Genomic DNA, 24,811 nt, shown 5'->3' on the forward strand with positions numbered 1-24,811 from the left:
TGTTAACGTAGTTAACGTCATTTACAGAAACTGACACTTCAGATGCCCTTGTTACGTTACTGTGCGCTGGTAATGAAGGACTGTAATTGGGCTTCAGATTGTAAGCGCTGCTGCAGCGCACTGGCTTGTGCTTTACTGGCGAACGGCCCGAGCTGAATACGCCACACGGCGCCGTTCTGCGTGACGCGTCCAGGTACGCCAAACTGCTGGCCTAAGCGCTGTTGATATTGTTGGGCACGCCCCTGATCGCTCACCGCGCCGACCTGGACTACGTAACTGCCGCTGGCGGAAGCGGCGGCAGGCGCAGCCGTCGCAGCGGGTGTTGCTGCCGGTGCACTGACTGGTGCGCTAACGGGAGCTGCAGCCGCGGGCTGTGGCGCTGGCGTCGGTTCACTGCCTTCCAGTACACCTGCTGCCAGAGTCGTCGGGGCACCCAGGAATCCACTACTCTGAACCGGTGCGCCGGCATTATCTTCACTTTGCAAGGTGGAATTGCTGATGGCGCGAACGTCACCCTGAGGCTGCATCGCTTCCGGTGCGGAGGAGGCGCTGCCCATGCCGCCGCTCAGATCCGGACGTGAGGGCAGGGCATAAGTCTGTTTGGCCACGGTGGTACAGGCCATACCCGGACCAGACAATGAACCATCCTGCGCGACAATAATTGGGTCGATACGCACTTTGGTGTTATTGGAGGTGTTCAGACGGTCGGCAGCGGCACGCGACAGCGAAATCACGCGATCGTTGCCATAGGGACCTCGATCGTTAATGCGCACCACGATCATCCGTCCATTGGCGAGGTTAGTGATCCGCGCATAGCTCGGGATCGGTAACGTCGGATGCGCAGCGGTGAGCTGCATAGGATCGAACGCTTCGCCTGAGGCGGTCAGATTGCTACCGGGCTCGGCATCGTAGATCGCCGCGAACCCTGCCTGACTAAAGCGCGAGACATCCTGCACTATCTTGTAGCTCTTCCCGTCTCGCTGATAATCCTGATTAGCGCTCGGGTTGAGAGGTTCAAAACGCGGATCGGCTCCGCTGATTTCAACGACGGGCCCATTACATACCGCCGGCTGCGGCGCGACGGTGTTCTGTTGCTGACCATCATCACTCGTACATGCCGCGAGCAGCATAATTCCTGCTACGACGCAGACTCCAGGCAACTGCTTACGCATTGCGCACCCCTTACACGCTTTTCGATAACATTTTTCTGTGGGTGTGGATCGACATGACAATCCCGAACCCGGCCATCAACACGATCAGTGCTGAGCCTCCGTAACTGACCAACGGAAGCGGAACGCCTACAACAGGCAGAATCCCACTCACCATACCAATATTAACGAAGACATAAACGAATAAAATCAACATTAAGCCACCGGCCATCACGCGACCAAAGGTGGTTTGTGCGTGGGCGGCGATCCACAGGCCACGCATAATCAGCAGTATATACAGCGCCAGCAGGATCAGTATCCCAATCAGACCCAGCTCTTCCGCCAGGACAGCGAAGATAAAGTCGGTGTGGCGTTCGGGTAAAAATTCCAGTTGCGACTGGGTACCGTGTAACCATCCCTTACCGCTCAGACCGCCGGAACCAATCGCAATTTTAGACTGAATGATGTGGTAACCGGCACCCAACGGGTCGGTTTCCGGGTCGAGTAACATCATTACACGCTGACGCTGATAATCGTGCATCAGGAAGAACCACAGGATCGGAATGAACGCCGCGAGCAGCAGCACAGCGACGCCAATTAAACGCCAGCTCAGACCCGAGAGGAACAGCACGAACAGGCCGGAAAGCGCGACCAGAATCGAGGTCCCGAGGTCAGGCTGTGCCGCCACCAACAGCGTCGGCATAAAAATCAGCACCAGCGCGATGGCCGTGTTCTTCAGGGACGGCGGACAGACGTCGCGGTTGATAAAGCGTGCGACCATCAGAGGAACCGCGATTTTGGCGATTTCAGAAGGCTGAAAACGTACAATGCCGAGATCCAGCCAACGCTGCGCGCCTTTGGATATTGCCCCGAATGCATCGACCGCCACCAGCAGAATAATACAGAAAATATAGAGATACGGCGCCCAACCTTCATAGACGCGCGGCGGGATCTGGGCCATGACCACCATGATCACCAGCCCCATCGTAATCTGACCGACTTTACGCTCCATCATGCCAATGTCCTGGCCGCTGGCGCTCCAGATAACCAGTGAGCTGTAAACCAACAGTGCCAGCAAAATCAGTAACATGGTGGGATCAATATGGATTTTATCCCAGAATGTTTTTTTGTTCGGATTATCCGTCATGGTTATTGATCCTCCGCCGCTGCAACCGCCGGGTTTTCCGCTGGCAGATCGGTGTTGTTATCGCCCAACATGATGTGGTCAAGAATCTGACGCATAATGGTCCCCACCGCCGGACCCGCCCCCCCGTTTTCCAGGATGATGGCGACGGCCACCTGCGGGTTGTTATACGGTGCAAATGCGGTCATCAGTTTATGGTCACGCAGACGCTCGGCAATTTTATGCGCGTTATAGGTTTCATTGGCTTTCAGGCCAAAGACCTGTGCGGTACCGGATTTAGCGGCAATTTTATATGGCGCGCTGGCAAAATATTTATGCGCGGTCCCGTTGCCACGGTTGGCGACGCCATACATGCCGTCTTTCGCCAGTTCCCAATAACCAGAATGAATATCGCCGACCGGTGGCTCCTGCGGTTGTACCCAGGGAACCTTCTTGCCGTTTTCTGCGGTACTCATCAGCAGATGAGGCACCTTCACGACGCCGTCATTAATCAGGATCATCAGCGCCTTACTCATCTGAATAGGCGTTGCCGTCCAGTAGCCCTGACCGATGCCGACCGGAATGGTATCGCCCTGATACCAGGGTTTTTTAAAGCGTTTGAGCTTCCATTCGCGGGTAGGCATGTTGCCGGAACGCTCTTCCGCCAGGTCGATACCGGTATAGTGACCGTAACCGAATTTGCCCATCCACTCGGAGAGGCGATCGATCCCCATGTCATAGGCGACCTGATAGAAGAAGGTATCCGCCGATTCTTCCAGTGATTTAGTAATGTTCAGGTGTCCGTGACCCCATTTCTTCCAGTCACGGTAGCGTTTTTCCGAGCCGGGCAACTGCCACCAGCCAGGGTCAAACAGGCTGGTATTACGGGTGATAACGCCAGCGCTTAATGCAGACACAGCGACATACGGTTTCACCGTCGACGCAGGTGGATAAACCCCCTGCGTTGCGCGGTTGACCAGCGGCGTGTTCGGATCGTTAAGCAAACCGGAATAGTCTTTACTGGAGATACCGTCGACGAACAGGTTCGGGTCGTAACTGGGCATTGAAACCAGGGCCAGTACGCCGCCGGTGCGCGGGTCGGTGACCACCACGGCCGCGCGGCTACCGGCAAGCAGCGTCTCGATATACTGCTGAAGTTTGAGATCCAGCGTCAGGTAGATGTCGTGTCCGGCCTGTGGGGGGACTTCTTTGAGCTGACGGATGACGCGACCACGGTTGTTGACCTCGACTTCCTCGTAGCCGGTTTGACCGTGCAGCACATCTTCGTAGTAGCGCTCAATCCCCAGTTTCCCGATGTCATGCGTCGCGGCATAGTTGGCCAGTTTGCCGTCTTTATCCAGTCGCTCAACGTCTTTATCGTTAATCTTCGACACGTAACCAATGACGTGGGTAAGTGCGGAACCGTATGGGTAGAACCGGCGCTTATACCCTTTCACTTCCACACCCGGGAAGCGGTACTGGTTCACGGCAAAACGCGCAACCTGTACTTCGGTGAGGTTGGTTTTGACGGGAATAGAGGTAAAGCGGTGGGAACGTGCGCGCTCTTTCTTGAAGGCGGCAATATCGTCATCGGTCAGGTCGACAACGCTGCGCAGGGCATCCAGCGTTTGCTGCACGTTATCAACCTTCTCGGGCATCATTTCGACCTGATAAATGGTGCGGTTCAGGGCGAGAGGAATGCCATTACGGTCATAAATAATGCCGCGGCTGGGGGCGATAGGCACCAGCTTAATCCGGTTCTCATTCGAGCGAGTCTGGTAATCGGTAAAACGGACGATCTGCAAGTTATACAGATTGGCGATAAGCACGCCGGTGAGCAGTAAGATACCCAAAAAAGCGACCAGCGCCCGGCGCACAAATAGCGCGGACTCAGCCGTATAGTCGCGAAAAGAATTCTGTAATTTCATCCGCTGCTTAGTCTACTCAAGCTCAATGATCACTCACGGTGATAAGGGTGATTAGTGGTAATGCTCCACGCCCGATACAGGCTCTCTGCCACCAGCACCCGGACAAGCGGATGGGGAAGCGTGAGTGCAGAGAGCGACCAACTTTGTTCTGCCGCGGCTTTGCAGGCAGGGGATAATCCCTCCGGCCCGCCAATTAACAGGCTGACATCACGACCGTCCAGATTCCAGCGTTCCAGTTCGGTCGCCAGTTGCGGCGTGTCCCAGGGCTTACCGGGTATATCCAGGGTGACGATGCGATTTTTGCCAGCGGCAGCCAGCATCTGCTCACCCTCTTTGTCGAGAATACGCTTGATATCCGCGTTCTTGCCGCGTTTGCCGGCCGGAATTTCGATCAGCTCAAAAGGCATGTCTTTGGGAAAACGCCGCAGGTACTCGGTAAAACCGGTTTGTACCCAGTCGGGCATTTTCGTGCCTACCGCGACAAGTTGAAGCTTCACGCATTAACTCCAGAGTTTTTCCAGCTCATACAGGCGACGGCTCTCTTCCTGCATAACGTGGACAATCACTTCACCCAGGTCAACGACGATCCAGTCGGCGACGCTCTCACCTTCCACGCCCAGCGGCAGCATTCCCGCAGCGCGAGATTCCTGCACGACGTGGTCAGCAATAGACATAACGTGACGGCTGGAAGTACCGGTACAGATGATCATGCAGTCGGTGATACTGGATTTGCCCTGAACGTCTAAGGCGATGATGTCCTGACCTTTAAGGTCATCAATTTTGTCGATAACAAAATCCTGGAGTGCTTTACCCTGCAAGTTTTCCCCCTGGGTGCATGAATGAGTATTAATAAGCCTGTCAGTATACCTGAACCCACCGGCTTTTCGGGACAAATGTCACCGGGCGACTTTGGAAAGTGGGCTATCATCCCACCCCATGCAACAGAATGCATCGCCATTTTTGTAAAACAATTTCTGCAAAACGCTGAAGGGTGGGAAAAGTCTGGCAGCGGAGAATAGCAGCCTGTCCGGGGGTGTCAATGGGCGGAGCGTTGCTGGCAGTAAAAAACAGATATTTTACTCGCCGGGCGTCCATATTGCTCTGCTGTTGAGAACCCGAAGCGTGGCAAAATCGCCAGTAAAATCAATGGCACTCCAGCAGCCTTGCTCAACGCGAAAATGCCACATCGCCGCGGCGGGCATGGCAAGCAACCGGGCGATTAACAGGCTGAGAACACCCTGATGGCTGACTATCAGCACATGATCATGGTGCTGATAGTCAGCGAGGATCGAAATTGCCTGCTCAACGCGCTGGGCGAAAGCCTGAAATCCTTCCCCATTGGTGGGAACGGCATTTTGCCAGTCGTTGCACCAGGCCGCGTAGTTTTCGGCATCTTCGCGGGCCAGATCCTGGTGATGACGCATCTCCCAGTCACCAAAAAACATCTCATTGAGCTCAGGCTTCACCTGTAGCGGCAGTTCACGTCCCTGAAGCACTAAGCGCGCCGTGTGCTGCGCGCGCTCCAGTTCGCTACACAGCACCTGCTTAAAGGGAACCTGGCGAAGCAGTGTATTCAGCGTTTGCGCTTGCGCCACGCCGCGCCCGGTCAACGGTGTGGGGGCATGACCGCTGTACAATCCCGCCACATTAGCCTCGGTTTCACCATGACGAACTAACCAGAGTCGCATTTATCCCTCGTGATACGTATTCGCGCAAAACATGATATTCGCCCTGAATGCGCGCGCTAATTTCTCTAAAATAGCCTCTTTTGCCAGGAGCGGCACGATGTCTCTATTCCAAAGCGCCCACGGCGGTAATATCCGTGAGGCGGCTGAGTTCCTCGGGATCTCGCCCGAGAAGTTGCTGGATTTTAGCGCGAATATTAATCCACTGGGTATGCCTGAAACGGTAAAACGCGCCATTGTCGACAATTTACACCTAGCCGAGCGCTATCCTGACGTCGATTACCGCCACCTGCATCAGGCACTGGCCCGACATCATCAGGTTCCCGTCGAATGGATCCTCGCCGGAAACGGTGAGACGGAGTCGATCTTTACTCTGGTGAACGGTTTGAAACCGCGGCGAGCGATGATCGTCGCGCCGGGATTTGCCGAATACCGCCGCGCGTTGCAGTGGAGCGAATGCGCGATTGATACGTTCATGCTGCGTGAAGAGGATGGCTGGCAACTGACCGGGGCGATTCTTGATGCGTTAACGGCAGAACTGGACTGTCTGTTTTTGTGCACGCCTAACAATCCCACCGGATTACTGCCGGAGCGGGCGTTACTCGAGGCGATTGCCGGGCGCTGTCAGGCGCTAAATATTGCGCTGATTCTTGATGAAGCATTTATCGATTTTATCGCAGACGAAGCGGGATTTATTCCGCTGTTAAAGGATAACCCGCATATCTGGGTTCTGCGTTCACTGACAAAATTCTATGCCATCCCGGGACTGCGGCTGGGATATCTCCTTAACAGCGATGTGCAGGCGGTCGCGGCGATGAGGACGCGCCAGATGCCGTGGTCGATCAACGCTTTTGCTGCACTGGCAGGGGAACAGGTGCTGGAGGATACCGCGTATCAACAGGCGACATGGCAGTGGTTGCGGGAAGAGGGCGGACGTTTTTATCAGCAGCTGTGTGCGCTGTCGGGACTGACGGTCTATCCCGGTCAGGCGAATTATCTTCTGCTGCGTTGCGAAACCGATCTCCAGCGCGCTTTGCTGACGCGACATATTCTGATCCGCAGTTGCGCCAATTACCCAGGTCTTGATGGACGCTATTTCCGCGTGGCAATACGCAGTCAGGAAGAGAACAACCGCCTGCTGGCGGCGTTAACCGAAGTACTTAGCGATACAGTCCATGCTCATTGATATAGTCCAGCACCGCGTGCGGCATCAGATCATCACACGGTTCGCCGTTTTCCAGCCGCTCGCGGATGATCGTGGCGGAAATATTGAACCACGGCGTCTCGGCGAGATAAATTTTCCCTGCCGGTAGCTGGTGCAGATCGTCCGGCGTATTCGTCAGATGTTGATCCAGCCAATGCTGATGCTGTTCCTGCGCCATTTCAAGCGGATAGCCCGGACGGCGGCAGACAATCAGATGGGTATTGTCGAGAATGGTTTCGTAGTCGTGCCAGGTCGGGAAGGTCAGCAACGAGTCCTGGCCGATGATAAACGCCAGTGGGGCATCTGGACCTTGCTCTTCACGCCAGGCCTTTAGCGTTTGCGCCGTATAGGAAGGGGTGTCGTGCTTTAGTTCGCGCTCATCAAGGATAAACAACGGCTTGTCGGCAATTGCCAGTTCAAGCATAGTTTTGCGCTGTTCACTCGTCGCCTCTGGCTGCGGGCGATGAGGAGGAACATTATTAGGCATCACGATGACCCGTGATAAACCAATCAGATTGGCCAGCGTTTCCACGGGTTTGAGATGACCATAGTGCACCGGATCAAAGGTGCCGCCAAAGAGTGCCTGTAACGATTTCATATCAGCCATCAATAAAAACTTCAGCCAGCGCTTTGTGGCAAATCAGCAGTGAGAGCCCTTCAAGCTCCGCCCAGACCGACTGGCCATAGTCCTGCTTCAGCGTGATTTCCGTACGTGTCAGTAACTGGACCGCCTGACGTAACTGCGCCGGACTCAGTCGGTTCAGCGCGTCGCCAATCATGCCCCGACGGTTTTGCCAGACGCGATGCTTATCAAAAAGCGTGCGCAGCGGGGTATGGGCCGACTGGCGTTTCAGCGTAACCAGCAGCAACAGTTCACGTTGCAGGGTTCGCAGCAAAATAACCGGTTCGCTGCCTTCCAGACGTAACTGCTGAAGAATGTGCAGTGCGCGCTTACTTTTGCCCATGATCAGCGCATCCACCCAATGGAATGGGGTGAAGTGGGCGGCATCATTAACGGCCTGCTCGACGCGAGGCAGGGTGAGCTTTCCGTCGGGCCACAGTAACGATAAACGCTCCAGTGCCTGCGCCAGCGCCAGCAGGTTACCTTCATAGCAATAGCACAACAGTTGATTTGCTGCGTCGTCCAGCTGCAGATTATTTTGTTTTGCGCGCGCCGCCACCCAGCGGGGAAGTTGCGCCTGCTCCGGCGTCTGACAACTGATCTGTACGCTTCGATCGGTCAGCGCTTTAAACCATGCGGCATTTTCCTGGGCTTTGCTGAGCTTGTTACCGCGTACGATCAGCAGCAGATCGTCATGCAGCAACTGAACCAACGTTGCCAGTTGTTCATTAATCGCGGCATTCGGACCGTTTTCGGGCAGTAGCAACAACAGCGTCTGACGGCTGGCGAACAGACTCATCGCCTGGCATTGCGAGAATAATGCGTTCCAATCGGTATTGTTGTCGAGAGTAAACGTGTGGTGTTCGTCGAACCCCTGCGTTGCCGCAACCTGACGGATGGCATCCTGGCCTTCCTGCAACAACAATGGGTCGTTTCCAAGGAGCAGATACGCCGCGCGCAACCCTTCAGAGAGTTGCGCGCGGAGTTGTTCAGGGTACAACCGAATCATCAGTTACCCAGCGTGCTGGAGACACGCGTTGAAGAGGAAGCGGGTGCCGCTTCTTTATCATCAACGGCAACCTCTTCTTGCGATGATAGACGATCCGCAGCATGTACGCTTGGCAGCTTACGAATTAATTGCTCCGCCGCTCTGTCGTACATTTCTTTGATGATCATATCCTGCTCGTTATCCTTCGCCAGCGCCATCTGTGGGTTGTCGAAGAACGAACGGAATACCCGGACGCTGATAGGATAAATATCGTGACCAGGAATCAATACTGACGCATTAACCGTCATAATCATCTGATATTCCGCTGTCTGCCCATTCTGGAAGACAGATGCGGTATCTTTCGAAATGCTGACCCGACCCAGACGCAGAGACGGTACGTCTTTACGCAGCGTACTCTTATCCAGCAGCTCAACGTCGTTCAGACGCAGTTGGTTACGCACCGCACGGCTTAGCGGACCGTTCGGATCCCCCGTGTCCAGAATCATGGTTTTCATGGTGTCCGGAACCTGCGTGGTATTGCGCAGGTGCCAGCCACATCCGGCGGTGGTTAACACCGCCAGAGATAACAACAATGTTGCCAGATATCGCACGCTTCCTCCCGCGCTTAGCCAACGACCAGATTGAGGAGTTTACCCGGTACGTAAATCACTTTACGCACGGTAACGCCATCAAGATATTTAGCGACCAGATGTTCCTGGCCAGCACGTTCACGAACCTGCTCTTCTGTCGCATTCACCGGAACGGTGATTTTACCGCGCACCTTGCCGTTAACCTGAACCACGACCAGCGTGGAGTCTTCGACCATTGCAGCATTGTCCGCAACTGGCCACGGCGCGTTGTCGATGTCGCCTTCGCCTTTCAGCGCCTGCCACAGCGTAAAGCAGACGTGTGGGGTGAACGGGTTAAGCATCCGGACTACCGCCAGCAGCGCTTCCTGCATCAGCGCGCGATCCTGCTCGTCATCCTGCGGGGCTTTCGCCAGCTTGTTCATCAGCTCCATCACGGCGGCAATCGCGGTGTTGAAGGTCTGACGGCGGCCGATATCATCGGTCACTTTAGCGATCGTTTTGTGTACATCGCGACGCAGCGCTTTCTGATCTTCTGTCAGCACGTCAACGTTCAGCGACGCAACATCGCCACAGGAAGTGTGTTCATACACCAGTTTCCAGACACGTTTCAGGAAGCGGTTAGCGCCTTCCACGCCGGACTCCTGCCATTCCAGCGTCATATCAGCCGGAGAGGCGAACATCATAAAGAGACGCACGGTATCCGCGCCGTAACGCTCAACCATTACCTGCGGGTCGATACCGTTGTTTTTCGACTTGGACATTTTGCTCATGCCGGTATACACCAGCTCATGGCCCGCCGCGTCTTTCGCCTTCACGATACGGCCTTTCTCGTCGCGTTCAACGATCGCATCCACCGGAGAAACCCAGTTACGCTCGCCGTTTTCGCCCACATAGTAGAACGCATCCGCCAGTACCATCCCCTGACACAGCAACTGTTTCGCCGGTTCGTCAGAGTTCACCATGCCGGCATCGCGCATCAGTTTGTGGAAGAAGCGGAAGTAGAGCAGGTGCATGATGGCATGTTCGATACCGCCAATGTAAATATCTACCGGCAGCCAGTAGTTTGCCGCTTTGGAATCCAGCATCCCTTCCTGATACTGCGGACAGGTGTAGCGCGCATAGTACCAGGATGACTCCATAAAGGTGTCGAAAGTGTCAGTTTCGCGCAGTGCAGGCTGGCCATTAACGGTGGTTTTTGCCCATTCAGGATCGGCTTTGATCGGGCTGGTGATGCCGTCCATCACGACATCTTCCGGCAGGATCACCGGCAATTGATCTTCCGGCGTTGGCAGCACGGTGCCGTCTTCCAGCGTGACCATCGGGATCGGCGCACCCCAGTAACGCTGACGGGAAACGCCCCAGTCGCGCAGACGGTAGTTGATCTTACGCTCGCCCACGCCTTTGGCGGCCAGCTTATCGGCAATGGCGTTGAAGGCCGCGTCGAAGGCCAGACCGTCAAATTCGCCAGAGTTAAACAGAACGCCCTTATCGGTCATCGCCTGTTCGGAAAGATCCGGCTCAGAACCATCGGCTGCCAGGATAACCGGTTTAATGGTTAAGCCGTATTTGGTGGCAAATTCGTAGTCGCGCTGATCGTGACCCGGTACGGCCATGACCGCGCCAGTGCCGTATTCCATCAGCACAAAGTTAGCCGCCCAGACCGGGATTGCTTCGCCAGTCAGCGGGTGAACCGCCTTAAAGCCGGTATCGACGCCTTTTTTCTCCATGGTCGCCATGTCAGCTTCGGCCACTTTGGTGTTACGGCATTCGTCGATAAAGGCTGCCAGTTCAGGGTTGTTCTCTGCCGCTTTCTGCGCCAGCGGGTGACCAGCGGCAACCGCCAGGTAGGTGGCACCCATAAATGTGTCCGGGCGGGTCGTGTAAACGGTCAGCGTGTTGTCATAATCGTTCACGTTGAAGGTGATTTCCACGCCTTCAGAACGACCAATCCAGTTGCGCTGCATCGTTTTCACGGTGTCAGGCCAGTGATCCAGTTTATCCAGATCGTTGAGCAGTTCATCGGCATAGGCGGTGATTTTAATAAACCACTGTGGGATCTCTTTACGCTCAACTTTGGTGTCGCAGCGCCAGCAGCAGCCGTCGATAACCTGTTCGTTCGCCAGTACGGTCTGATCGTTCGGGCACCAGTTGACCGCAGAGGTCTTTTTGTAGACCAGACCTTTTTTGTACAGTTCGGTGAAGAATTTCTGCTCCCAGCGATAGTATTCCGGGGTACAGGTCGCCAGCTCGCGGCTCCAGTCATAGCCAAAGCCCAGCATTTTGAGCTGGTTCTTCATGTAGGCGATATTATCGTAGGTCCACGGTGCCGGCGCGGTGTTGTTTTTTACCGCCGCGCCTTCTGCAGGCAGACCGAATGCGTCCCAGCCGATAGGCTGCAGCACGTTTTTGCCCAGCATGCGCTGATAACGGGCGATCACGTCACCGATGGTGTAGTTACGTACGTGGCCCATGTGTAGTCGACCAGAAGGATAGGGAAGCATAGACAGGCAGTAATACTTCTCTTTGCTCTCGTCTTCGGTAACTTCAAATGTGCGCTTCTCATCCCAGTGAAGCTGTACTTTGGATTCTATCTCTTCCGGGCGGTATTGCTCTTGCATGGCAGCCAGTGGTCCTGTTTTCAATACAGCTACAAACGTAGCTTCGATGTGGTGTTTCAGATCCGCATAGCATAGCCCAAACGCCCGCGTCAAAACAGCCTTTCGCGCATTCAGGTTCGAATTCACGCCACGATAATCCTTGCACGAATTTACACACTCTGTGGACAGTCTTGCAAAGCGTAACCCAAATAACGTCTATTATTATAGACAGTTAACGACCCAGGAGGCGAAACGATGAACAAGGTTGCTCAATACTACCGTGAACTGGTGGCGTCATTAAGTGAACGTCTGCGCAATGGCGAGCGTGATATCGATGCGCTGGTGGAACAGGCGCGGCAGCAGGTTTTGCAGGCCGGGGAGTTAACGCGAACCGAAGTGGACGAACTGACGCGCGCTGTCAGACGTGACCTGGAAGAGTTTGCCATCAGCTACGAAGAGAGTCTGGAAGAGGAGTCCGACAGCGTCTTTATGCGGGTAATCAAAGAGAGCCTGTGGCAGGAACTGGCGGATATCACCGACAAAACGCAGCTCGAATGGCGTGAAGTGTTTCAGGATCTAAGTCATCACGGGGTATATCACAGCGGCGAAGTGGTGGGCCTGGGCAATCTGGTCTGTGAGAAGTGTCATTTTCACTTGGCGGTGTATACGCCGGACGTGTTGCCATTGTGCCCAAAATGTGGACACGACCAGTTCCAGCGTCGTCCGTTTGAACCGTAATCTAGTCTGATGCCGAGGTTGACGCATCTTATCAGGCCTACGGTGACTCATTACGTAGGCCGAATAAGCGTCAGCACCGTCCGGCATTGGTCATGCGTAAAACTGTAGCCGTTCTGCCAGCAGGTCTACAAATCCCTGACGATCGACATCCACCATCACGGTGGCATTCGGTTTATTGCCCGTCAGGAAGTAATAGTCCACCACGGTCATCCCCTGAGTGTATTTCTCCTGAGTTTCCACCCCAACCCAGCGTTCAACGGTGGTAAACAGTTCGGGTTTCAACAGCCAGGCGATGGTGCACGGGTCGTGCAGCGGTGCGCCGGTAAATCCCCATTTCTCGTCTTTATGATACTCGAGGAAGAAGTCGAGTAGTTCAGCAACGATCGTGGAAACCGGGTTACCAATGGCGCGGAAGCGTTCGGTATCTGCGACATGAATTTGTGCTTTATGCGTGACGTCCAGACCGGCCATCACCACCGGAATCCCCGACTGGAAGACGATTTCTGCGGCTTCAGGGTCGACATAGATATTGAATTCGGCGGCAGGCGTCCAGTTGCCCAACCCCATCGCGCCGCCCATGATCACGATACGGGCGATTTTGTCACGCAGTTCAGGATGGCTGTTCAGCAACAGTGCGACGTTGGTTTGCGGCCCGGTTGAGACAAGGGTGACCGGTTGTGTGCTCTCGCGCAACGTCTTTGCCATCAGCTCAACGGCGGTGCATGGCTGCGGCGCAAAGGCGGGTTCCGGTAGCGCCGGGCCATCCAGTCCGCTTTCGCCGTGGACGTTATCGGCAATGATCAGTTCACGCATCAGGGGCTTGGGCGCGCCGCCCGCCACTGGAATGTCCGTGCGGTTCAGCAGCGTTAACATTCGCAATACGTTGCGTAGCGTTTTATCGGGTGTCTGGTTTCCTGCGGATGAGGTGATGGCTTTAACGTCAAGTTCCGGTGAGGCGAGGGCGAGAACCAGTGCGATCGCGTCATCATGACCCGGGTCGCAATCTATGATTATTGGCAGTGCCATTGTTGCTCCTTATGAATGCTACATTGTGGCAAGGGTAACGCTGGGGTGAAAATGATTCGAGGAGCGAGGCAAGAAAGCGTGAGATGGCGCGCACTCTGACATGCGCGCCGAAAAGATTAATGCAGGATTTTGGCGAGGAAGTCTTTTGCGCGTTCGGATTTCGGGTTAGCGAAGAACTCTTCTTTCGGTGAGTCCTCAACGATTTTCCCTTCGTCCATAAAGATCACCCGATTCGCCACTTTGCGGGCAAAGCCCATTTCATGGGTCACCACCATCATGGTCATCCCTTCGTTGGCCAGTTCAACCATAACGTCCAGTACTTCGTTGATCATCTCTGGATCAAGCGCCGAAGTGGGTTCATCGAACAGCATGGCGATAGGATCCATACACAGCGCGCGAGCAATCGCCACACGCTGCTGCTGGCCGCCGGAAAGCTGCGCTGGATATTTATTGGCATGCGCGGCAAGGCCCACGCGTTCCAGCAACTTCTGCGCTTTTTCACGCGCCGGGGCTTTATCACGCTTAAGCACTTTTACCTGCGCCAGGGTCAGGTTTTCAATAATCGACAGATGCGGGAACAGCTCAAAGTGCTGGAACACCATCCCGACGCGTGAGCGTAACTTCGCCAGATCGGTTTTTTTGTCGTTGACCATAATACCGTTCACGGTGATTTCACCTTTTTGCACCGGCTCCAGGCCGTTAACGGTTTTGATCAGCGTCGACTTTCCGGAACCTGACGGGCCGCAGACGACCACCACTTCGCCTTTTTTCACTTCCGTGGAGCAGTCGGTCAGCACCTGAAAGTGACCATACCATTTAGAAACATTTTTCAGGGTAATCATTAAACTGTCCTTTTCTTCAAATAGCTGACCAACAACGACGCGCTCAGGCTGATAACAAAGTAAACGGCACCGGCAAACAGGATCATTTCGACCTGTGTACCATCACGCTCGCCAATCGTAGACGCAGTGCGGAAGAAATCCGCGAGACTTAAGACGTACACCAGAGACGTATCCTGGAACAGGACGATGCCCTGCGTCAGCAGCAGCGGTACCATCGCGCGAAACGCCTGCGGCAAAATGATGAGCTTCATTGACTGCCAGTGGGTCATCCCCAACGCCAGCGCCGCACTTGACTGTCCGCGGGAAATACTCTGGATGCCCGCACGGATAATTTCGGAGTAATAGGCGGCTTCAAACATCGAAAATGCGACCATTGCTGAAATCAGGCGAATATCGGTTTTCGGCGACAGCCCCAGTACGTCCTGTAATAGCCCCGGCACAATCAGATAGAACCACAACAGTACCATCACCAGCGGGATGGAGCGGAAGACGTTAACGTACGCTTTAGCAAACCAGGCGACAGGCGCAAAACTGGAAAGGCGCATAACGGCGAGAATAGTGCCCCAGACAATACCGATAATCACCGCGGTGACGGTAATTTTCAGCGTAATGAGCAGCCCATCCAGCAGATAGGGCAGGGAAGGGACAATTGAACTCCAGTCGAATTCGTACATTATTTGCCTCCCAGATTGCCAGGCAGGCGGATTTTACGTTCCACCAGACTCATCACCAGCATGATGAAGGCATTAATCAACACATACGCCAGGGTAATGGCGGTAAATGACTCCCAGGCATGCGCCGAGTAATCGAGCAGCTTCCCGGCCTGCGCGGCCATATCGACCAGACCGATGGTCGAGGCGATGGCGGAGTTTTTCACCAGGTTCATCATCTCAGAGGTCATCGGCGGGACGATCACCCGATAGGCGTTAGGCAACAACACGTAGCGGTAGGCCTGCGGCAGGGTCAGTCCCATCGCCAGCGCTGCGTTTTTTTGACCGCGTGGCAGTGACTGAATGGCGGCACGAACCTGTTCGCAAACGCGCGCGGCGGTAAACAGCCCCAGACAGAGCATGGACGATACGAAGAACTGAATATTGGGATCCAGTTCTGCCTTAAACCACATACCAAGATCTTCTGGCAGCAGTTCAGGCACCACCAGATACCAGGTGAAGAACTGGACGATCAGCGGTACGTTACGGAACAGTTCTACATACAGGGTGCCGATCCCGGAAAAGAAGCGATTCGGGACGGTGCGTAAAATGCCAAATAAAGAACCGACCAGGAAGGCAATGATCCAGGCGGTGATGGAAAGTGCGACGGTAACCTGGAAACCGCTCCAGAGCCAGCCGAGATAGGTGGTGTTGCCGAATGGGGCCTGTTGTAAAAAAATGCCCCAGTTCCAGTCTATTGACATACATCTACTCCGAAAAAATAAGGGTAGCAGCGCTACCCTCGAAGATTGTTATCCAGCGTACTTCGGTTTTCAGGCCTGATGGGGAACGACCATCAGGCATATAGTCTGTCCGTGCTGCATAGCAATCGAGAGGGCAAGGAGTTCCCGCCCCATTTCGTTCTAGTTAGTTAAGTGCTTTATCATTCGGTTCTTTGAACAGCGCTTGCATTTCGTCCGACAGTTCGAAGTTCATGTTCAGGTTTTTCGGTGGGATCGGATTTTTGAACCACTTATCAAACCATTTCGCGGCTTCGCCTGAAGTCTGCGCCTGGGCGATGGTGTCATCCATCAGCTTTTTGAACTCAGGATCGTTCTTACGCAGCATGCAGCCGTAAGCTTCCTGAGACTGTGGTTTGCCGACGATTTCCCAGTTGTCCGGTTTCTTCGCCTTCGCGCGTTCACCGGCCAGCAGGGCATCATCCATCATAAAGGCAACGGCGCGACCGCTTTCCAGGGTACGGAAAGAGTCACCGTGGTCTTTAGCGCTGATGATACGCATATCCATTTTTTGCTCGTCGTTCAGCTTGTGCAGCAGAATTTCAGAGGTGGTACCTGAGGTGACAACAACCGCTTTGCCTTTCAGGTCCGGGAAGTCTTTAATGTCGCCGCCTTTTTTCGCCAGCAGACGGGTGCCGACGACAAAGATGGTGTCAGAGAAAGCGGCCTGTTTCTGGCGCTCAAGGTTGTTGGTGGTGGACCCGCACTCAAAGTCGAAAGTGCCGTTTTGCAGCAGCGGAATACGGTTCTGCGACGTAATCGGGATCAGCTTCACCTGCAGATCGGGCTTGTTCAGCTTCTTCTTCACGGCTTCAACGATGGCGTTGGAGTAATCCTGAGAATAACCCACCACTTTCTGCTGATTGTCGTAATAAGAGAACGGCACGGAGGATTCACGGTGACCGACGACGATAACGCCGTTTTTGGCGATCTTGTCCAGCGTGCTGCCTGCGGCAGGGGCCGCATCTTCCGCATGTACCAGACCGGCTGACATTCCCATTACCAGCATTGCTGCGGCTAGCTTACGTAATTGCATATCCAACTCCTTATCGTCTGCGCCGTCGACGCAGTGATACCTATTGTGAGTGTCTGTGTTGTTATCACCTGCAACTTAAGCGTGCAGTGTTTTACCTGTTTGTTAACATTTAGTCTGGCTTAATGTAAAGATATTGCTGCGTTATTGTTTATTTTTGCGAAGTGCGCCGCACCGTTTAGAGGCAAAAATCCCTCGTTGCACCGTTTCGGTGCTACCGGTGAACTGCTTTAGTGCGACGACGTTGCGCTGAACGCCAAAAACAGGTTTGCCTTTGTTAACAAAGCAATAGGCGTGCCAGAATGGAAGAAGAGGATGGAGAATGGTAGGCCGGATAAGACGCGTAAGCGCGGTTATCCGGCCTGATGCAGGGAGAAATCGATTATTTACGACGTTGACGCAAACTCATTAACACGGCGGCAAAACCGAACAGCGCGGTCAGGAACCACAGCGGCCAGTTGCCAGTGCGAGCATATGGCGTTAAGCCTGTTGTTGGCGTTACATCGGCGGTTAACACCTGGCGCGTAAATTGCGGGATCATCGCCTGAATCTCGCCCTGCGGACCAATCACCGCTGTAATACCGTTGTTAGTACTGCGCAGCAGGGGGCGTGCCAGCTCCAGCGAGCGCATCCGCGCCATCTGGAAATGCTGCCAAGGACCAATCGACTTACCAAACCACGCATCGTTGGAGATGGTTAGCAGAAAGTCCGTGTCCGGGCGGAAGTTATCGCGTACCTGTTCACCCAGAATGATCTCGTAGCAAATCGCGGCAGTCAGTGCTAAACCGTGCGCATGCAGCTGCGGCTGAATGTACGGGCCACGGCTGAACGAGGACATCGGCAGGTCAAAGAACGGCGCTAAGGGGCGAAGAATGGATTCCAGCGGCACAAACTCACCAAACGGCACCAGATGGTTTTTGTTGTAGCGGTTGGTGGAGTCATAACGGTAAGGATTGTCTTTCCCCAACGTGATGATGGTGTTGTAGGTGTCGTAACGGTTCTGCTTGTTCAGTCGCGCATCGACAATACCGGTAATCAGCGAGCTGTTCTTCGAACGCAACAGGTCATCCAGCATGCCCAGAAAGCGCTGCTGGTTGATTTCCAGATCCGGAATGGCGGATTCCGGCCAGATGATCAGCTGCGATTTCCCCATTTCGGGCTGCGTCGCATCCAGATAGATCTTGAGCGTATTCATCAACTGGCCTTCGTCCCATTTCAACGACTGCGGGATATTGCCCTGAACCAGCGACACGCGGGTTGTTCTTTCCGGCTCCAGGGTGAACCACTGGATATAGCGCAGTGGGAAAGGGAGCGCGAAAAGAACGATGGCGACCACCAGCGGACGCCAGTTACGGCTGACCAGCGAGAGAACCAGCAATCCGCTGACCATCATCAACAGGAAGTTTATGGCTTCGACACCCATTACCGGTGCCAGCCCTTTCAGCGGGCCGTCGATCTGACTGTAGCCGAACTGCAGCCATGGAAATCCGGTCAGCACCCAGCCACGCAGAAATTCCGTTAGCTGCCAGACCACCGGTGCGGCAATGGCAACCCGCAGCCAGCTGGTTTTTGGCCACAGACGCGCAAGTACGCCAGCAAACAGTCCGGTATATAGTGAAAGGTATGCCGCGAGCAGCACCACAAGGAAGACGTTCACCGGGCCTGGCATCCCGCCAAACTGCGCGATGCTGACGTAAACCCAGTTGATACCTGTACCGAAGAGTCCCAGTCCCCAGAAATAGCCGATAGCAGCTGACTGACGCGGGCGACGATTCAGGGTGAGTGCCTGCAAGCCCATCAGCGACACAATCGCAGCGGGCCAGATGTCATAAGGAGAAAAAGCCAGCGTACCGCAGGCACCGAATAATAACGCCAGCAGCAGGCGAATGCGCTGGCGTTCAAGTAATGAGGCAAAAGCCATTGAGTTCTTCTTCCCGTTCGGTGTTATTCGTCCAGTTTTGGCTGGGGGGAGTCATCCGGAATTCTGACGTGAACCTGAATAATACGACGGCTGTCGGCCATAGCCACTTTGAACTGGTAACCATCGATATCAATGGTTTCACCCCGTGCGGGCAGGTGACCAAACGCCTGCATCACCAGACCCCCAATGGTATCGACTTCTTCGTCGCTAAAGCTGGTGCCGAAGGCATCATTGAAGTCTTCGATCGGCGCGAGCGCGCGAATGGTCCAGGTATGGCGACTGAGCTGACGGAAGTCGATATCATCTTCTTCGTCGTATTCATCTTCGATTTCACCGACGATCAGTTCGAGGATATCTTCAATGGTGACCAGACCAGAGACACCGCCGAATTCGTCGATGACGATAGCCATATGGTAACGCTGAGAGCGAAACTCTTTGAGCATACGGTCAACGCGTTTGCTCTCCGGGACGACAACGGCCTGGCGTAACACTTTCTCCATGCTGAAGGCTTCGGCATCGCTGCGCATAAACGGCAGCAAGTCCTTGGCCATCAGAATCCCTTCAATGTGATCTTTGTCTTCGCTGATCACCGGAAAACGCGAGTGGGCGGACTCGATGATGACATCGAGGCATTCGTCCAGCGTCTGGTTGCGTTTCAGGGTAATCATCTGGGAGCGGGGAATCATGATGTCGCGAACGCGCTGGTCCGCAATGTCCATCACCCCTTCGAGCATATCGCGCGTATCTTCATCGATAAGGTCGTTCTGCCCGGAATCACGGATCAGCGCCAGCAATTCATCACGGTTTTTCGGTTCACCGTGGAAAAGTTGGCTCAGTAACAGGGAGAAAAATCCCTTCTTGCTGTTTAACGTGTCACTACTGTGTGAATTGTCGTCGCTCATGGCGTCGTATGGGTTCTCTTGTTAGTTAATCTCTTGCTCAATGCGCGCAAACTCAGCGCATGGCATCACCAGAAACCACCGGGCATTCGCCCGGTCGCTTATTCCTTCTCGGCAATGTACGGATCCTCATAGCCCAGAGCAAGCATAATCTCTGTCTCGAGGGATTCCATCTCTTCTGCCTCGTCGTCTTCGATATGATCGTAACCCAGCAAATGCAGGCTGCCGTGGACGACCATGTGCGCCCAGTGGGCATCCAGCGGCTTACCTTGATCCTGGGCTTCCTGTTCAACTACCTGACGGCAGATGATCAAATCACCGAGCAGCGGCATTTCAATCCCTGGCGGCGCTTCAAACGGAAAAGAGAGCACGTTGGTCGGCTTATCTTTCCCACGATAGGTCAGATTGAGGTCGTGGCTTTCGGCCTCGTCCACCAGGCGAATCGTCACTTCTGATTCTTCCTGAAATTGCGGGATAACCGCATTCAACCAGGCCTGAAACTGGCTCTCTTCCGGCAAACCGCTGTTGTTCTCACACGCCAGTTGCAAATCAAGGATCACCTGACTCATTTCTGTTCCTGTTGTTCCTGAGCTTCACGCTTGCGCTCGGCAGCCAGCTCGGCTTTACGTTTTTGTTCGGCTTCTTCCCAGGCTTCATAGGCGTTAACGATACGGGCTACCACCGGGTGGCGCACGACGTCTTCGCTGTGGAAGAAGTTAAAGCTGATCTCGTCGACCTCTGCCAGCACCTCAACGGCATGGCGCAGACCCGATTTGATGTTGCGCGGCAGGTCAATCTGCGTGACGTCGCCGGTAATCACCGCCTTCGAGTTAAAGCCGATACGGGTCAGGAACATCTTCATCTGTTCGATAGTGGTGTTCTGACTTTCATCAAGAATGATAAAAGCATCGTTCAGTGTACGTCCGCGCATATAGGCCAGCGGAGCCACTTCAATCACGTTGCGCTCAATCAGCTTTTCAACTTTCTCGAAGCCGAGCATTTCGAACAGGGCGTCATACAGCGGGCGCAGATACGGGTCGACCTTCTGGCTCAAATCGCCTGGCAGGAAGCCCAGTTTTTCCCCGGCTTCAACCGCCGGACGGGTCAGTAGAATACGGCGGATCTCCTGGCGCTCAAGGGCATCCACGGCAGCGGCAACGGCGAGGTAGGTTTTCCCTGTACCGGCAGGACCGACGCCGAAGGTGATGTCATGGTCGAGAATGTTGGCGATGTACTGCGCCTGGTTAGGTGTACGCGGTTTAATCACACCACGCTTGGTTTTGATATTGACCGCTTTGCCGTACTCGGGAACGCTCTCAGCGCTCTGCTCAAGCACACGCGCTTCTTTAATCGCAAGGTGGATTTGTTCCGGTTCGATATCCTGCGTCTGGCCGCGCATCGGCGCAGTATCGACATACAGGCTGCGCAGGATATCTGCCGCAGCGGTGACGCAAATCGGGCGACCGGTCAGTTTAAAATGGTTGTCACGGCGGTTAATCTCGATGCCGAGACGGCGTTCCAGCTGTTTGATGTTGTCGTCAAACGGGCCGCAAAGGCTCAGCAGGCGGGCGTTGTCTGCGGGCTCAAGGGTAATTTCGCGAGTGTCTGTGTTCAAACTGTTCCTCTTATGCATAGGGAGCCGGAAGGCGAACATTCACCGGCCTGTCAGGAAATTATTCACGCCACGGGTGAAAGGCGCAAGCACTGGAATAAAGATGGGGGCGCAGAGAGGAAATACAAGAGCCTTATTTTATAGGCCCGATAAGCGCAGCGTTATCGGGCATTTTGACGTTTTCAGCAGAATTAAGGCTGCCAGAACCCGACGCCAATCTCGTTCTCTTTACGGGTTCGCGCAATCACCGATTCCGGGGTTTCTGCAATGCGCAGACCCATTTCGTCTTCGGTACGCACCACTTTCCCGCGCAGTGAGTTGGTCCAGACATCGGTAATTTCCACATCGACAAATTTACCAATCATCTCCGGCGTGCCTTCGAAGTTCACCACGCGGTTATTTTCGGTACGACCAGACAATTCCATGATGCTCTTACGCGACGTTCCTTCTACCAGAATACGCTGAACGGTGCCGAGCATACGACGGCTCCAGGCCATCGCCTGCTGGTTAATGCGATCCTGAAGAATATACAGACGCTGTTTCTTCTCTTCTTCCGGCACATCATCGACCATATCGGCGGCTGGCGTTCCCGGACGTGCAGAGAAGATGAAGCTGTAGCTCATGTCGAAATTAACGTCAGCAATCAGCTTCATGGTCTGCTCGAAGTCCTGGGTGGTTTCACCCGGGAAGCCGACGATGAAGTCGGAGCTTATCTGAATGTCCGGACGTGCCGCACGCAACTTGCGAATGATCGCTTTATATTCCAGCGCCGTGTGGGTACGTCCCATCAGATTCAGTACGCGATCCGAACCGCTCTGTACCGGCAGGTGCAGGAAGCTCACCAGTTCCGGCGTGTCGCGATAGACGTCGATAATGTCGTCGGTGAACTCGATCGGATGGCTGGTGGTGAAGCGGATGCGATCGATACCGTCAATGGCGGCAACCAGACGCAGCAGGTCGGCGAACGAACCGGTGGTACCGTCGTAGTTTTGTCCGCGCCAGGCGTTGACGTTCTGGCCAAGCAGATTGACTTCACGGACGCCCTGAGCCGCAAGCTGGGCGATTTCAAACAGAATGTCATCAGACGGACGGCTGACTTCCTCACCGCGGGTGTAAGGCACCACGCAGTAAGTACAATATTTGTTGCAGCCTTCCATAATAGAGACAAACGCGGTCGGACCTTCCGCACGCGGTTCTGGCAGGCGGTCAAACTTCTCGATCTCCGGGAAGCTAATATCAACAACCGGACTACGGTTGCCGCGAACGGAGTTAATCATTTCCGGCAGGCGATGCAGCGTTTGCGGCCCGAAGATAATGTCGACATAGTGCGCGCGTTGGCGGATATGATCGCCTTCCTGAGACGCCACACACCCGCCGACGCCGATGATCAGATCGGGATTTTTCTCTTTCAAGAGCTTCCAGCGGCCCAACTGATGGAAGACTTTTTCCTGAGCCTTCTCGCGGATTGAGCAGGTATTCAGCAGCAGCACATCCGCTTCTTCCGCCACATCGGTCAGTTGATACCCGTGAGTGGCATCCAGCAGATCGGCCATCTTCGATGAATCGTATTCGTTCATCTGACAGCCCCAGGTTTTAATATGGAGTTTTTTGGTCATCGACTTGCTCTTGCGAAATAGTGGCTGAATTGCAGGGCGCATAGTGTAATGCTTTGCTGCCCTGGTGACCAGTATGACCGTTATCAGCCTCAAGGGGTAAAAAATCCTGTAAACTTGTCTTATTCATGCAACAGGATGATTGACCATGACAAATCAACCAACGGAAATTGCCATTGTCGGCGGGGGAATGGTCGGTGGCGCACTGGCGCTGGGACTGGCACAACACGGCTTCACAGTAACGGTGATTGAACACGCCGCGCCTGCGCCGTTTGTTGCACACAGCCAGCCGGACGTGCGTATTTCGGCGATCAGCGCCGCCTCGGTTTCACTGCTGAAGGGACTCGGCGTCTGGGATGCCGTGCAGGGGATGCGCAGTCATCCCTATCGTCGACTGGAAACCTGGGAGTGGGAAAACGCACATGTGGTGTTTGACGCCAGCGAACTGAAGCTGCCGCTACTTGGGTATATGGTTGAAAACAACGTTCTGCAACAGGCGCTCTGGCAGGCGCTGGAAGCGCATCCGAAAGTGACGCTGCGGGTTCCGGCTTCGCTGATTGCGCTGCATCGCCATAACGAACGTCATGAGCTGGAACTGGCCGGTGGCGAGCGAATCACCGCAAAACTGGTGATTGGCGCGGATGGCGCAAATTCGCAGGTGCGGCAGATGGCCGGCATTGGCATTCACGCCTGGCAGTATGCGCAATCCTGTATGCTGATTACCGTTCAGTGCGAGAATGACCCTGGTGACAGCACCTGGCAGCAGTTTACGCCGGAGGGGCCGCGCGCGTTTCTGCCGCTGTTCGATAACTGGGCATCGCTGGTGTGGTATGACTCACCGGCGCGGATCCGTCAGTTGCAGGGGCTAAGTATGTCGCAGCTTCAGACGGAGATCGCGAAGCATTTCCCGGCGCGTCTGGGACAAGTGATGCCCGTCGCGGCAGGTGCGTTTCCGCTGACGCGCCGTCATGCCCTACAATATGTGCAGCCGGGGCTGGCGCTGGTTGGTGATGCGGCGCACACCATTCATCCGCTGGCCGGGCAGGGGGTAAACCTGGGCTATCGCGACGTGGATGCGCTGATTGATGTGCTGGTGAATGCCCGCAGTTATGGCGAGGCCTGGGCGAGTCAGCAGGTTCTGAAACGTTACCAGACCCGGCGCATGGCGGATAACTTCATCATGCAAAGCGGGATGGATCTGTTCTACGCCGGATTCAGTAATGATCTGCAGCCGCTGCGAATTATTCGTAACCTTGGACTAATGGCGGCTGAACGCGCTGGCGTGTTAAAACGTCAGGCGCTGAAATACGCATTAGGGCTGTAGCGTTGATAAAGGCCTGATGGCGGTACGCTTATCAGGCCTGTTCGTTGGTCACTAGCAGAAAAGCAAAAAGCTCGCCGAAGCGAGCTTTTCTGATGTGGCTGGGGTACGAGGATTCGAACCTCGGAATGCCGGAATCAGAATCCGGTGCCTTACCGCTTGGCGATACCCCAATCGTATGTCGGTTATCTCGCGCCGGACTCAGCCCGGTGCTTTACAGCCTGGAGATATCCAATAGTGCAGTACATCTTGAAATTTGGCTGGGGTACGAGGATTCGAACCTCGGAATGCCGGAATCAGAATCCGGTGCCTTACCGCTTGGCGATACCCCAACAAATTGTTTTTGAACCCGTTTAAAGAAACTAACGTGTTCTGAATATGGTGGCTACGACGGGATTCGAACCTGTGACCCCATCATTATGAGTGATGTGCTCTAACCAACTGAGCTACGTAGCCAGGGTGTTTCTTCGA

Annotated in this window: 24 protein-coding genes and 3 tRNA genes; 4 read left to right on the forward strand and 23 right to left on the reverse strand. The window is 54.6% G+C overall.

From position 1 onward, the window contains the following. Positions 1-56: 56 nt before the first annotated feature. The 5 genes from rlpA to rsfS are packed head-to-tail and all read right to left on the reverse strand — an operon-like array spanning position 57 to position 5,017. Positions 57-1,172 (reverse strand): endolytic peptidoglycan transglycosylase RlpA, encoded by a 1,116-nt coding sequence (gene rlpA, locus ACQ0PY_RS07095; protein WP_109740005.1) that lies wholly within the window; start codon positions 1,170-1,172, stop codon positions 57-59. Between the two features lie 10 nt (positions 1,173-1,182). Then, positions 1,183-2,295, reverse strand: a complete 1,113-nt coding sequence (gene mrdB, locus ACQ0PY_RS07100) for a peptidoglycan glycosyltransferase MrdB (protein WP_043001425.1) — start codon at positions 2,293-2,295, stop codon at positions 1,183-1,185. 2 nt (positions 2,296-2,297) lie between these two features. Beyond that, on the reverse strand, positions 2,298-4,199 hold the full coding sequence (mrdA, locus tag ACQ0PY_RS07105) for a peptidoglycan DD-transpeptidase MrdA (RefSeq protein ID WP_043001424.1): 1,902 nt from the start codon (positions 4,197-4,199) through the stop codon (positions 2,298-2,300). Between the two features lie 29 nt (positions 4,200-4,228). Further along, positions 4,229-4,696: a 23S rRNA (pseudouridine(1915)-N(3))-methyltransferase RlmH gene (gene rlmH / locus ACQ0PY_RS07110; protein ID WP_109740006.1), complete on the reverse strand. Its 468-nt coding sequence runs from the start codon at positions 4,694-4,696 to the stop codon at positions 4,229-4,231. A gap of 3 nt (positions 4,697-4,699) precedes the next feature. Further along, positions 4,700-5,017, reverse strand: coding sequence for a ribosome silencing factor (gene rsfS, locus ACQ0PY_RS07115; protein ID WP_012904988.1), 318 nt, complete (start codon positions 5,015-5,017; stop codon positions 4,700-4,702). Between the two features lie 21 nt (positions 5,018-5,038). Here rsfS and ACQ0PY_RS07120 point away from each other — a divergent pair, with 21 nt between their 5' ends. Next, positions 5,039-5,218 carry a hypothetical protein gene (locus tag ACQ0PY_RS07120; protein ID WP_155273612.1) on the forward strand — a complete coding sequence of 60 codons (180 nt, stop codon included), beginning with the start codon at positions 5,039-5,041 and terminating at the stop codon, positions 5,216-5,218. A gap of 57 nt (positions 5,219-5,275) precedes the next feature. Here ACQ0PY_RS07120 and ACQ0PY_RS07125 read toward each other — a convergent pair whose 3' ends face one another. Continuing rightward, the gene (locus ACQ0PY_RS07125) at positions 5,276-5,887 is read right to left on the reverse strand and encodes an adenosylcobalamin/alpha-ribazole phosphatase (RefSeq protein WP_044266384.1); all 612 of its coding nucleotides are present in this window, start codon (positions 5,885-5,887) and stop codon (positions 5,276-5,278) included. A gap of 97 nt (positions 5,888-5,984) precedes the next feature. Here ACQ0PY_RS07125 and cobD point away from each other — a divergent pair, with 97 nt between their 5' ends. Beyond that, complete coding sequence (gene cobD / locus ACQ0PY_RS07130; protein ID WP_109740007.1) at positions 5,985-7,070, forward strand: threonine-phosphate decarboxylase CobD; 1,086 nt, start codon at positions 5,985-5,987, stop codon at positions 7,068-7,070. Here cobD and nadD read toward each other — a convergent pair. From nadD to leuS, 4 genes are read right to left on the reverse strand one after another with little or no spacing between them, the layout of a single operon-like run. Next, entirely contained in the window at positions 7,045-7,686 is a 642-nt protein-coding gene (gene nadD, locus ACQ0PY_RS07135) for a nicotinate-nucleotide adenylyltransferase (RefSeq protein ID WP_080343225.1), read from the reverse strand. The genes cobD and nadD overlap by 26 nt on opposite strands. A gap of 1 nt (position 7,687) precedes the next feature. Further along, positions 7,688-8,719, reverse strand: a complete 1,032-nt coding sequence (gene holA / locus ACQ0PY_RS07140) for a DNA polymerase III subunit delta (RefSeq protein WP_044256594.1) — start codon at positions 8,717-8,719, stop codon at positions 7,688-7,690. Continuing rightward, positions 8,719-9,309 (reverse strand): LPS assembly lipoprotein LptE, encoded by a 591-nt coding sequence (lptE, locus tag ACQ0PY_RS07145; RefSeq protein WP_043001418.1) that lies wholly within the window; start codon positions 9,307-9,309, stop codon positions 8,719-8,721. The genes holA and lptE overlap by 1 nt, the downstream gene beginning before the upstream one ends. 14 nt (positions 9,310-9,323) lie before the next feature. Next, a complete protein-coding gene (gene leuS / locus ACQ0PY_RS07150; protein ID WP_109740616.1) occupies positions 9,324-11,906 on the reverse strand; it encodes a leucine--tRNA ligase in 2,583 nt (860 codons plus the stop codon). A 234-nt stretch (positions 11,907-12,140) separates the two neighbouring features. Here leuS and ACQ0PY_RS07155 point away from each other — a divergent pair, with 234 nt between their 5' ends. Next, positions 12,141-12,623, forward strand: coding sequence for a zinc ribbon-containing protein (locus ACQ0PY_RS07155; protein ID WP_043001417.1), 483 nt, complete (start codon positions 12,141-12,143; stop codon positions 12,621-12,623). A gap of 90 nt (positions 12,624-12,713) precedes the next feature. Here ACQ0PY_RS07155 and rihA read toward each other — a convergent pair whose 3' ends face one another. From rihA to miaB, 10 genes are all read right to left on the reverse strand, one after another. After that, positions 12,714-13,649: a pyrimidine-specific ribonucleoside hydrolase RihA gene (gene rihA, locus ACQ0PY_RS07160; RefSeq protein ID WP_109740008.1), complete on the reverse strand. Its 936-nt coding sequence runs from the start codon at positions 13,647-13,649 to the stop codon at positions 12,714-12,716. A 116-nt stretch (positions 13,650-13,765) separates the two neighbouring features. Next, complete coding sequence (gene gltL, locus ACQ0PY_RS07165; RefSeq protein WP_043001415.1) at positions 13,766-14,491, reverse strand: glutamate/aspartate ABC transporter ATP-binding protein GltL; 726 nt, start codon at positions 14,489-14,491, stop codon at positions 13,766-13,768. Beyond that, positions 14,491-15,165, reverse strand: coding sequence for a glutamate/aspartate ABC transporter permease GltK (gltK, locus tag ACQ0PY_RS07170; RefSeq protein WP_043001414.1), 675 nt, complete (start codon positions 15,163-15,165; stop codon positions 14,491-14,493). The genes gltL and gltK overlap by 1 nt, the downstream gene beginning before the upstream one ends. Then, complete coding sequence (gene gltJ, locus ACQ0PY_RS07175) at positions 15,165-15,905, reverse strand: glutamate/aspartate ABC transporter permease GltJ (RefSeq protein ID WP_044256590.1); 741 nt, start codon at positions 15,903-15,905, stop codon at positions 15,165-15,167. The genes gltK and gltJ overlap by 1 nt, the downstream gene beginning before the upstream one ends. A 163-nt stretch (positions 15,906-16,068) precedes the next feature. Next, positions 16,069-16,977: an amino acid ABC transporter substrate-binding protein gene (locus ACQ0PY_RS07180; RefSeq protein WP_043001412.1), complete on the reverse strand. Its 909-nt coding sequence runs from the start codon at positions 16,975-16,977 to the stop codon at positions 16,069-16,071. Positions 16,978-17,356: 379 nt separating this feature from the next. Continuing rightward, positions 17,357-18,895: an apolipoprotein N-acyltransferase gene (gene lnt / locus ACQ0PY_RS07185; RefSeq protein WP_044256589.1), complete on the reverse strand. Its 1,539-nt coding sequence runs from the start codon at positions 18,893-18,895 to the stop codon at positions 17,357-17,359. A 23-nt stretch (positions 18,896-18,918) separates the two neighbouring features. Continuing rightward, positions 18,919-19,797, reverse strand: a complete 879-nt coding sequence (corC, locus tag ACQ0PY_RS07190; RefSeq protein WP_043001410.1) for a CNNM family magnesium/cobalt transport protein CorC — start codon at positions 19,795-19,797, stop codon at positions 18,919-18,921. Between the two features lie 98 nt (positions 19,798-19,895). Then, positions 19,896-20,363, reverse strand: coding sequence for an rRNA maturation RNase YbeY (gene ybeY / locus ACQ0PY_RS07195; protein ID WP_061070379.1), 468 nt, complete (start codon positions 20,361-20,363; stop codon positions 19,896-19,898). After that, on the reverse strand, positions 20,360-21,409 hold the full coding sequence (locus tag ACQ0PY_RS07200) for a PhoH family protein (RefSeq protein WP_043001408.1): 1,050 nt from the start codon (positions 21,407-21,409) through the stop codon (positions 20,360-20,362). The genes ybeY and ACQ0PY_RS07200 overlap by 4 nt, the downstream gene beginning before the upstream one ends. A 188-nt stretch (positions 21,410-21,597) precedes the next feature. Next, positions 21,598-23,022, reverse strand: coding sequence for a tRNA (N6-isopentenyl adenosine(37)-C2)-methylthiotransferase MiaB (gene miaB / locus ACQ0PY_RS07205; RefSeq protein ID WP_043001407.1), 1,425 nt, complete (start codon positions 23,020-23,022; stop codon positions 21,598-21,600). A 145-nt stretch (positions 23,023-23,167) separates the two neighbouring features. On the opposite strand from miaB, the gene ubiF reads away from it, so the two are divergent. Further along, positions 23,168-24,343: a 3-demethoxyubiquinol 3-hydroxylase gene (ubiF, locus tag ACQ0PY_RS07210; RefSeq protein WP_109740009.1), complete on the forward strand. Its 1,176-nt coding sequence runs from the start codon at positions 23,168-23,170 to the stop codon at positions 24,341-24,343. 95 nt (positions 24,344-24,438) lie between these two features. Here the strand turns inward: ubiF and ACQ0PY_RS07215 are convergent. The 3 genes from ACQ0PY_RS07215 to ACQ0PY_RS07225 form a co-directional block, all read right to left on the reverse strand. Next, positions 24,439-24,513: transfer RNA gene (locus tag ACQ0PY_RS07215), tRNA-Gln, on the reverse strand. 84 nt (positions 24,514-24,597) lie between these two features. Beyond that, positions 24,598-24,672: transfer RNA gene (locus ACQ0PY_RS07220), tRNA-Gln, on the reverse strand. Positions 24,673-24,719: 47 nt separating this feature from the next. Then, positions 24,720-24,796, reverse strand: a tRNA-Met gene (locus ACQ0PY_RS07225). Positions 24,797-24,811: the final 15 nt, after the last annotated feature.

This window comes from Citrobacter sp. LST-B2, from assembly GCF_057983045.1.

Coding starts and splice junctions, on each gene's coding strand:
- rlpA (WP_109740005.1), bottom strand. CDS start 1,172: ATGCGTAAGCAGTTGCCTGGAGTCTGCGTCGTAGCAGGAATTATGCTG.
- holA (WP_044256594.1), bottom strand. CDS start 8,719: ATGATTCGGTTGTACCCTGAACAACTCCGCGCGCAACTCTCTGAAGGG.
- ubiF (WP_109740009.1), top strand. CDS start 23,168: ATGACAAATCAACCAACGGAAATTGCCATTGTCGGCGGGGGAATGGTC.
- miaB (WP_043001407.1), bottom strand. CDS start 23,022: ATGACCAAAAAACTCCATATTAAAACCTGGGGCTGTCAGATGAACGAA.
- rihA (WP_109740008.1), bottom strand. CDS start 13,649: ATGGCACTGCCAATAATCATAGATTGCGACCCGGGTCATGATGACGCG.
- corC (WP_043001410.1), bottom strand. CDS start 19,797: ATGAGCGACGACAATTCACACAGTAGTGACACGTTAAACAGCAAGAAG.
- lnt (WP_044256589.1), bottom strand. CDS start 18,895: ATGGCTTTTGCCTCATTACTTGAACGCCAGCGCATTCGCCTGCTGCTG.
- ACQ0PY_RS07155 (WP_043001417.1), top strand. CDS start 12,141: ATGAACAAGGTTGCTCAATACTACCGTGAACTGGTGGCGTCATTAAGT.
- ACQ0PY_RS07180 (WP_043001412.1), bottom strand. CDS start 16,977: ATGCAATTACGTAAGCTAGCCGCAGCAATGCTGGTAATGGGAATGTCA.
- ACQ0PY_RS07120 (WP_155273612.1), top strand. CDS start 5,039: ATGAGTATTAATAAGCCTGTCAGTATACCTGAACCCACCGGCTTTTCG.
- mrdA (WP_043001424.1), bottom strand. CDS start 4,199: ATGAAATTACAGAATTCTTTTCGCGACTATACGGCTGAGTCCGCGCTA.
- gltJ (WP_044256590.1), bottom strand. CDS start 15,905: ATGTCAATAGACTGGAACTGGGGCATTTTTTTACAACAGGCCCCATTC.
- mrdB (WP_043001425.1), bottom strand. CDS start 2,295: ATGACGGATAATCCGAACAAAAAAACATTCTGGGATAAAATCCATATT.
- leuS (WP_109740616.1), bottom strand. CDS start 11,906: ATGCAAGAGCAATACCGCCCGGAAGAGATAGAATCCAAAGTACAGCTT.
- nadD (WP_080343225.1), bottom strand. CDS start 7,686: ATGAAATCGTTACAGGCACTCTTTGGCGGCACCTTTGATCCGGTGCAC.
- gltL (WP_043001415.1), bottom strand. CDS start 14,491: ATGATTACCCTGAAAAATGTTTCTAAATGGTATGGTCACTTTCAGGTG.
- ACQ0PY_RS07125 (WP_044266384.1), bottom strand. CDS start 5,887: ATGCGACTCTGGTTAGTTCGTCATGGTGAAACCGAGGCTAATGTGGCG.
- gltK (WP_043001414.1), bottom strand. CDS start 15,165: ATGTACGAATTCGACTGGAGTTCAATTGTCCCTTCCCTGCCCTATCTG.
- cobD (WP_109740007.1), top strand. CDS start 5,985: ATGTCTCTATTCCAAAGCGCCCACGGCGGTAATATCCGTGAGGCGGCT.
- ybeY (WP_061070379.1), bottom strand. CDS start 20,363: ATGAGTCAGGTGATCCTTGATTTGCAACTGGCGTGTGAGAACAACAGC.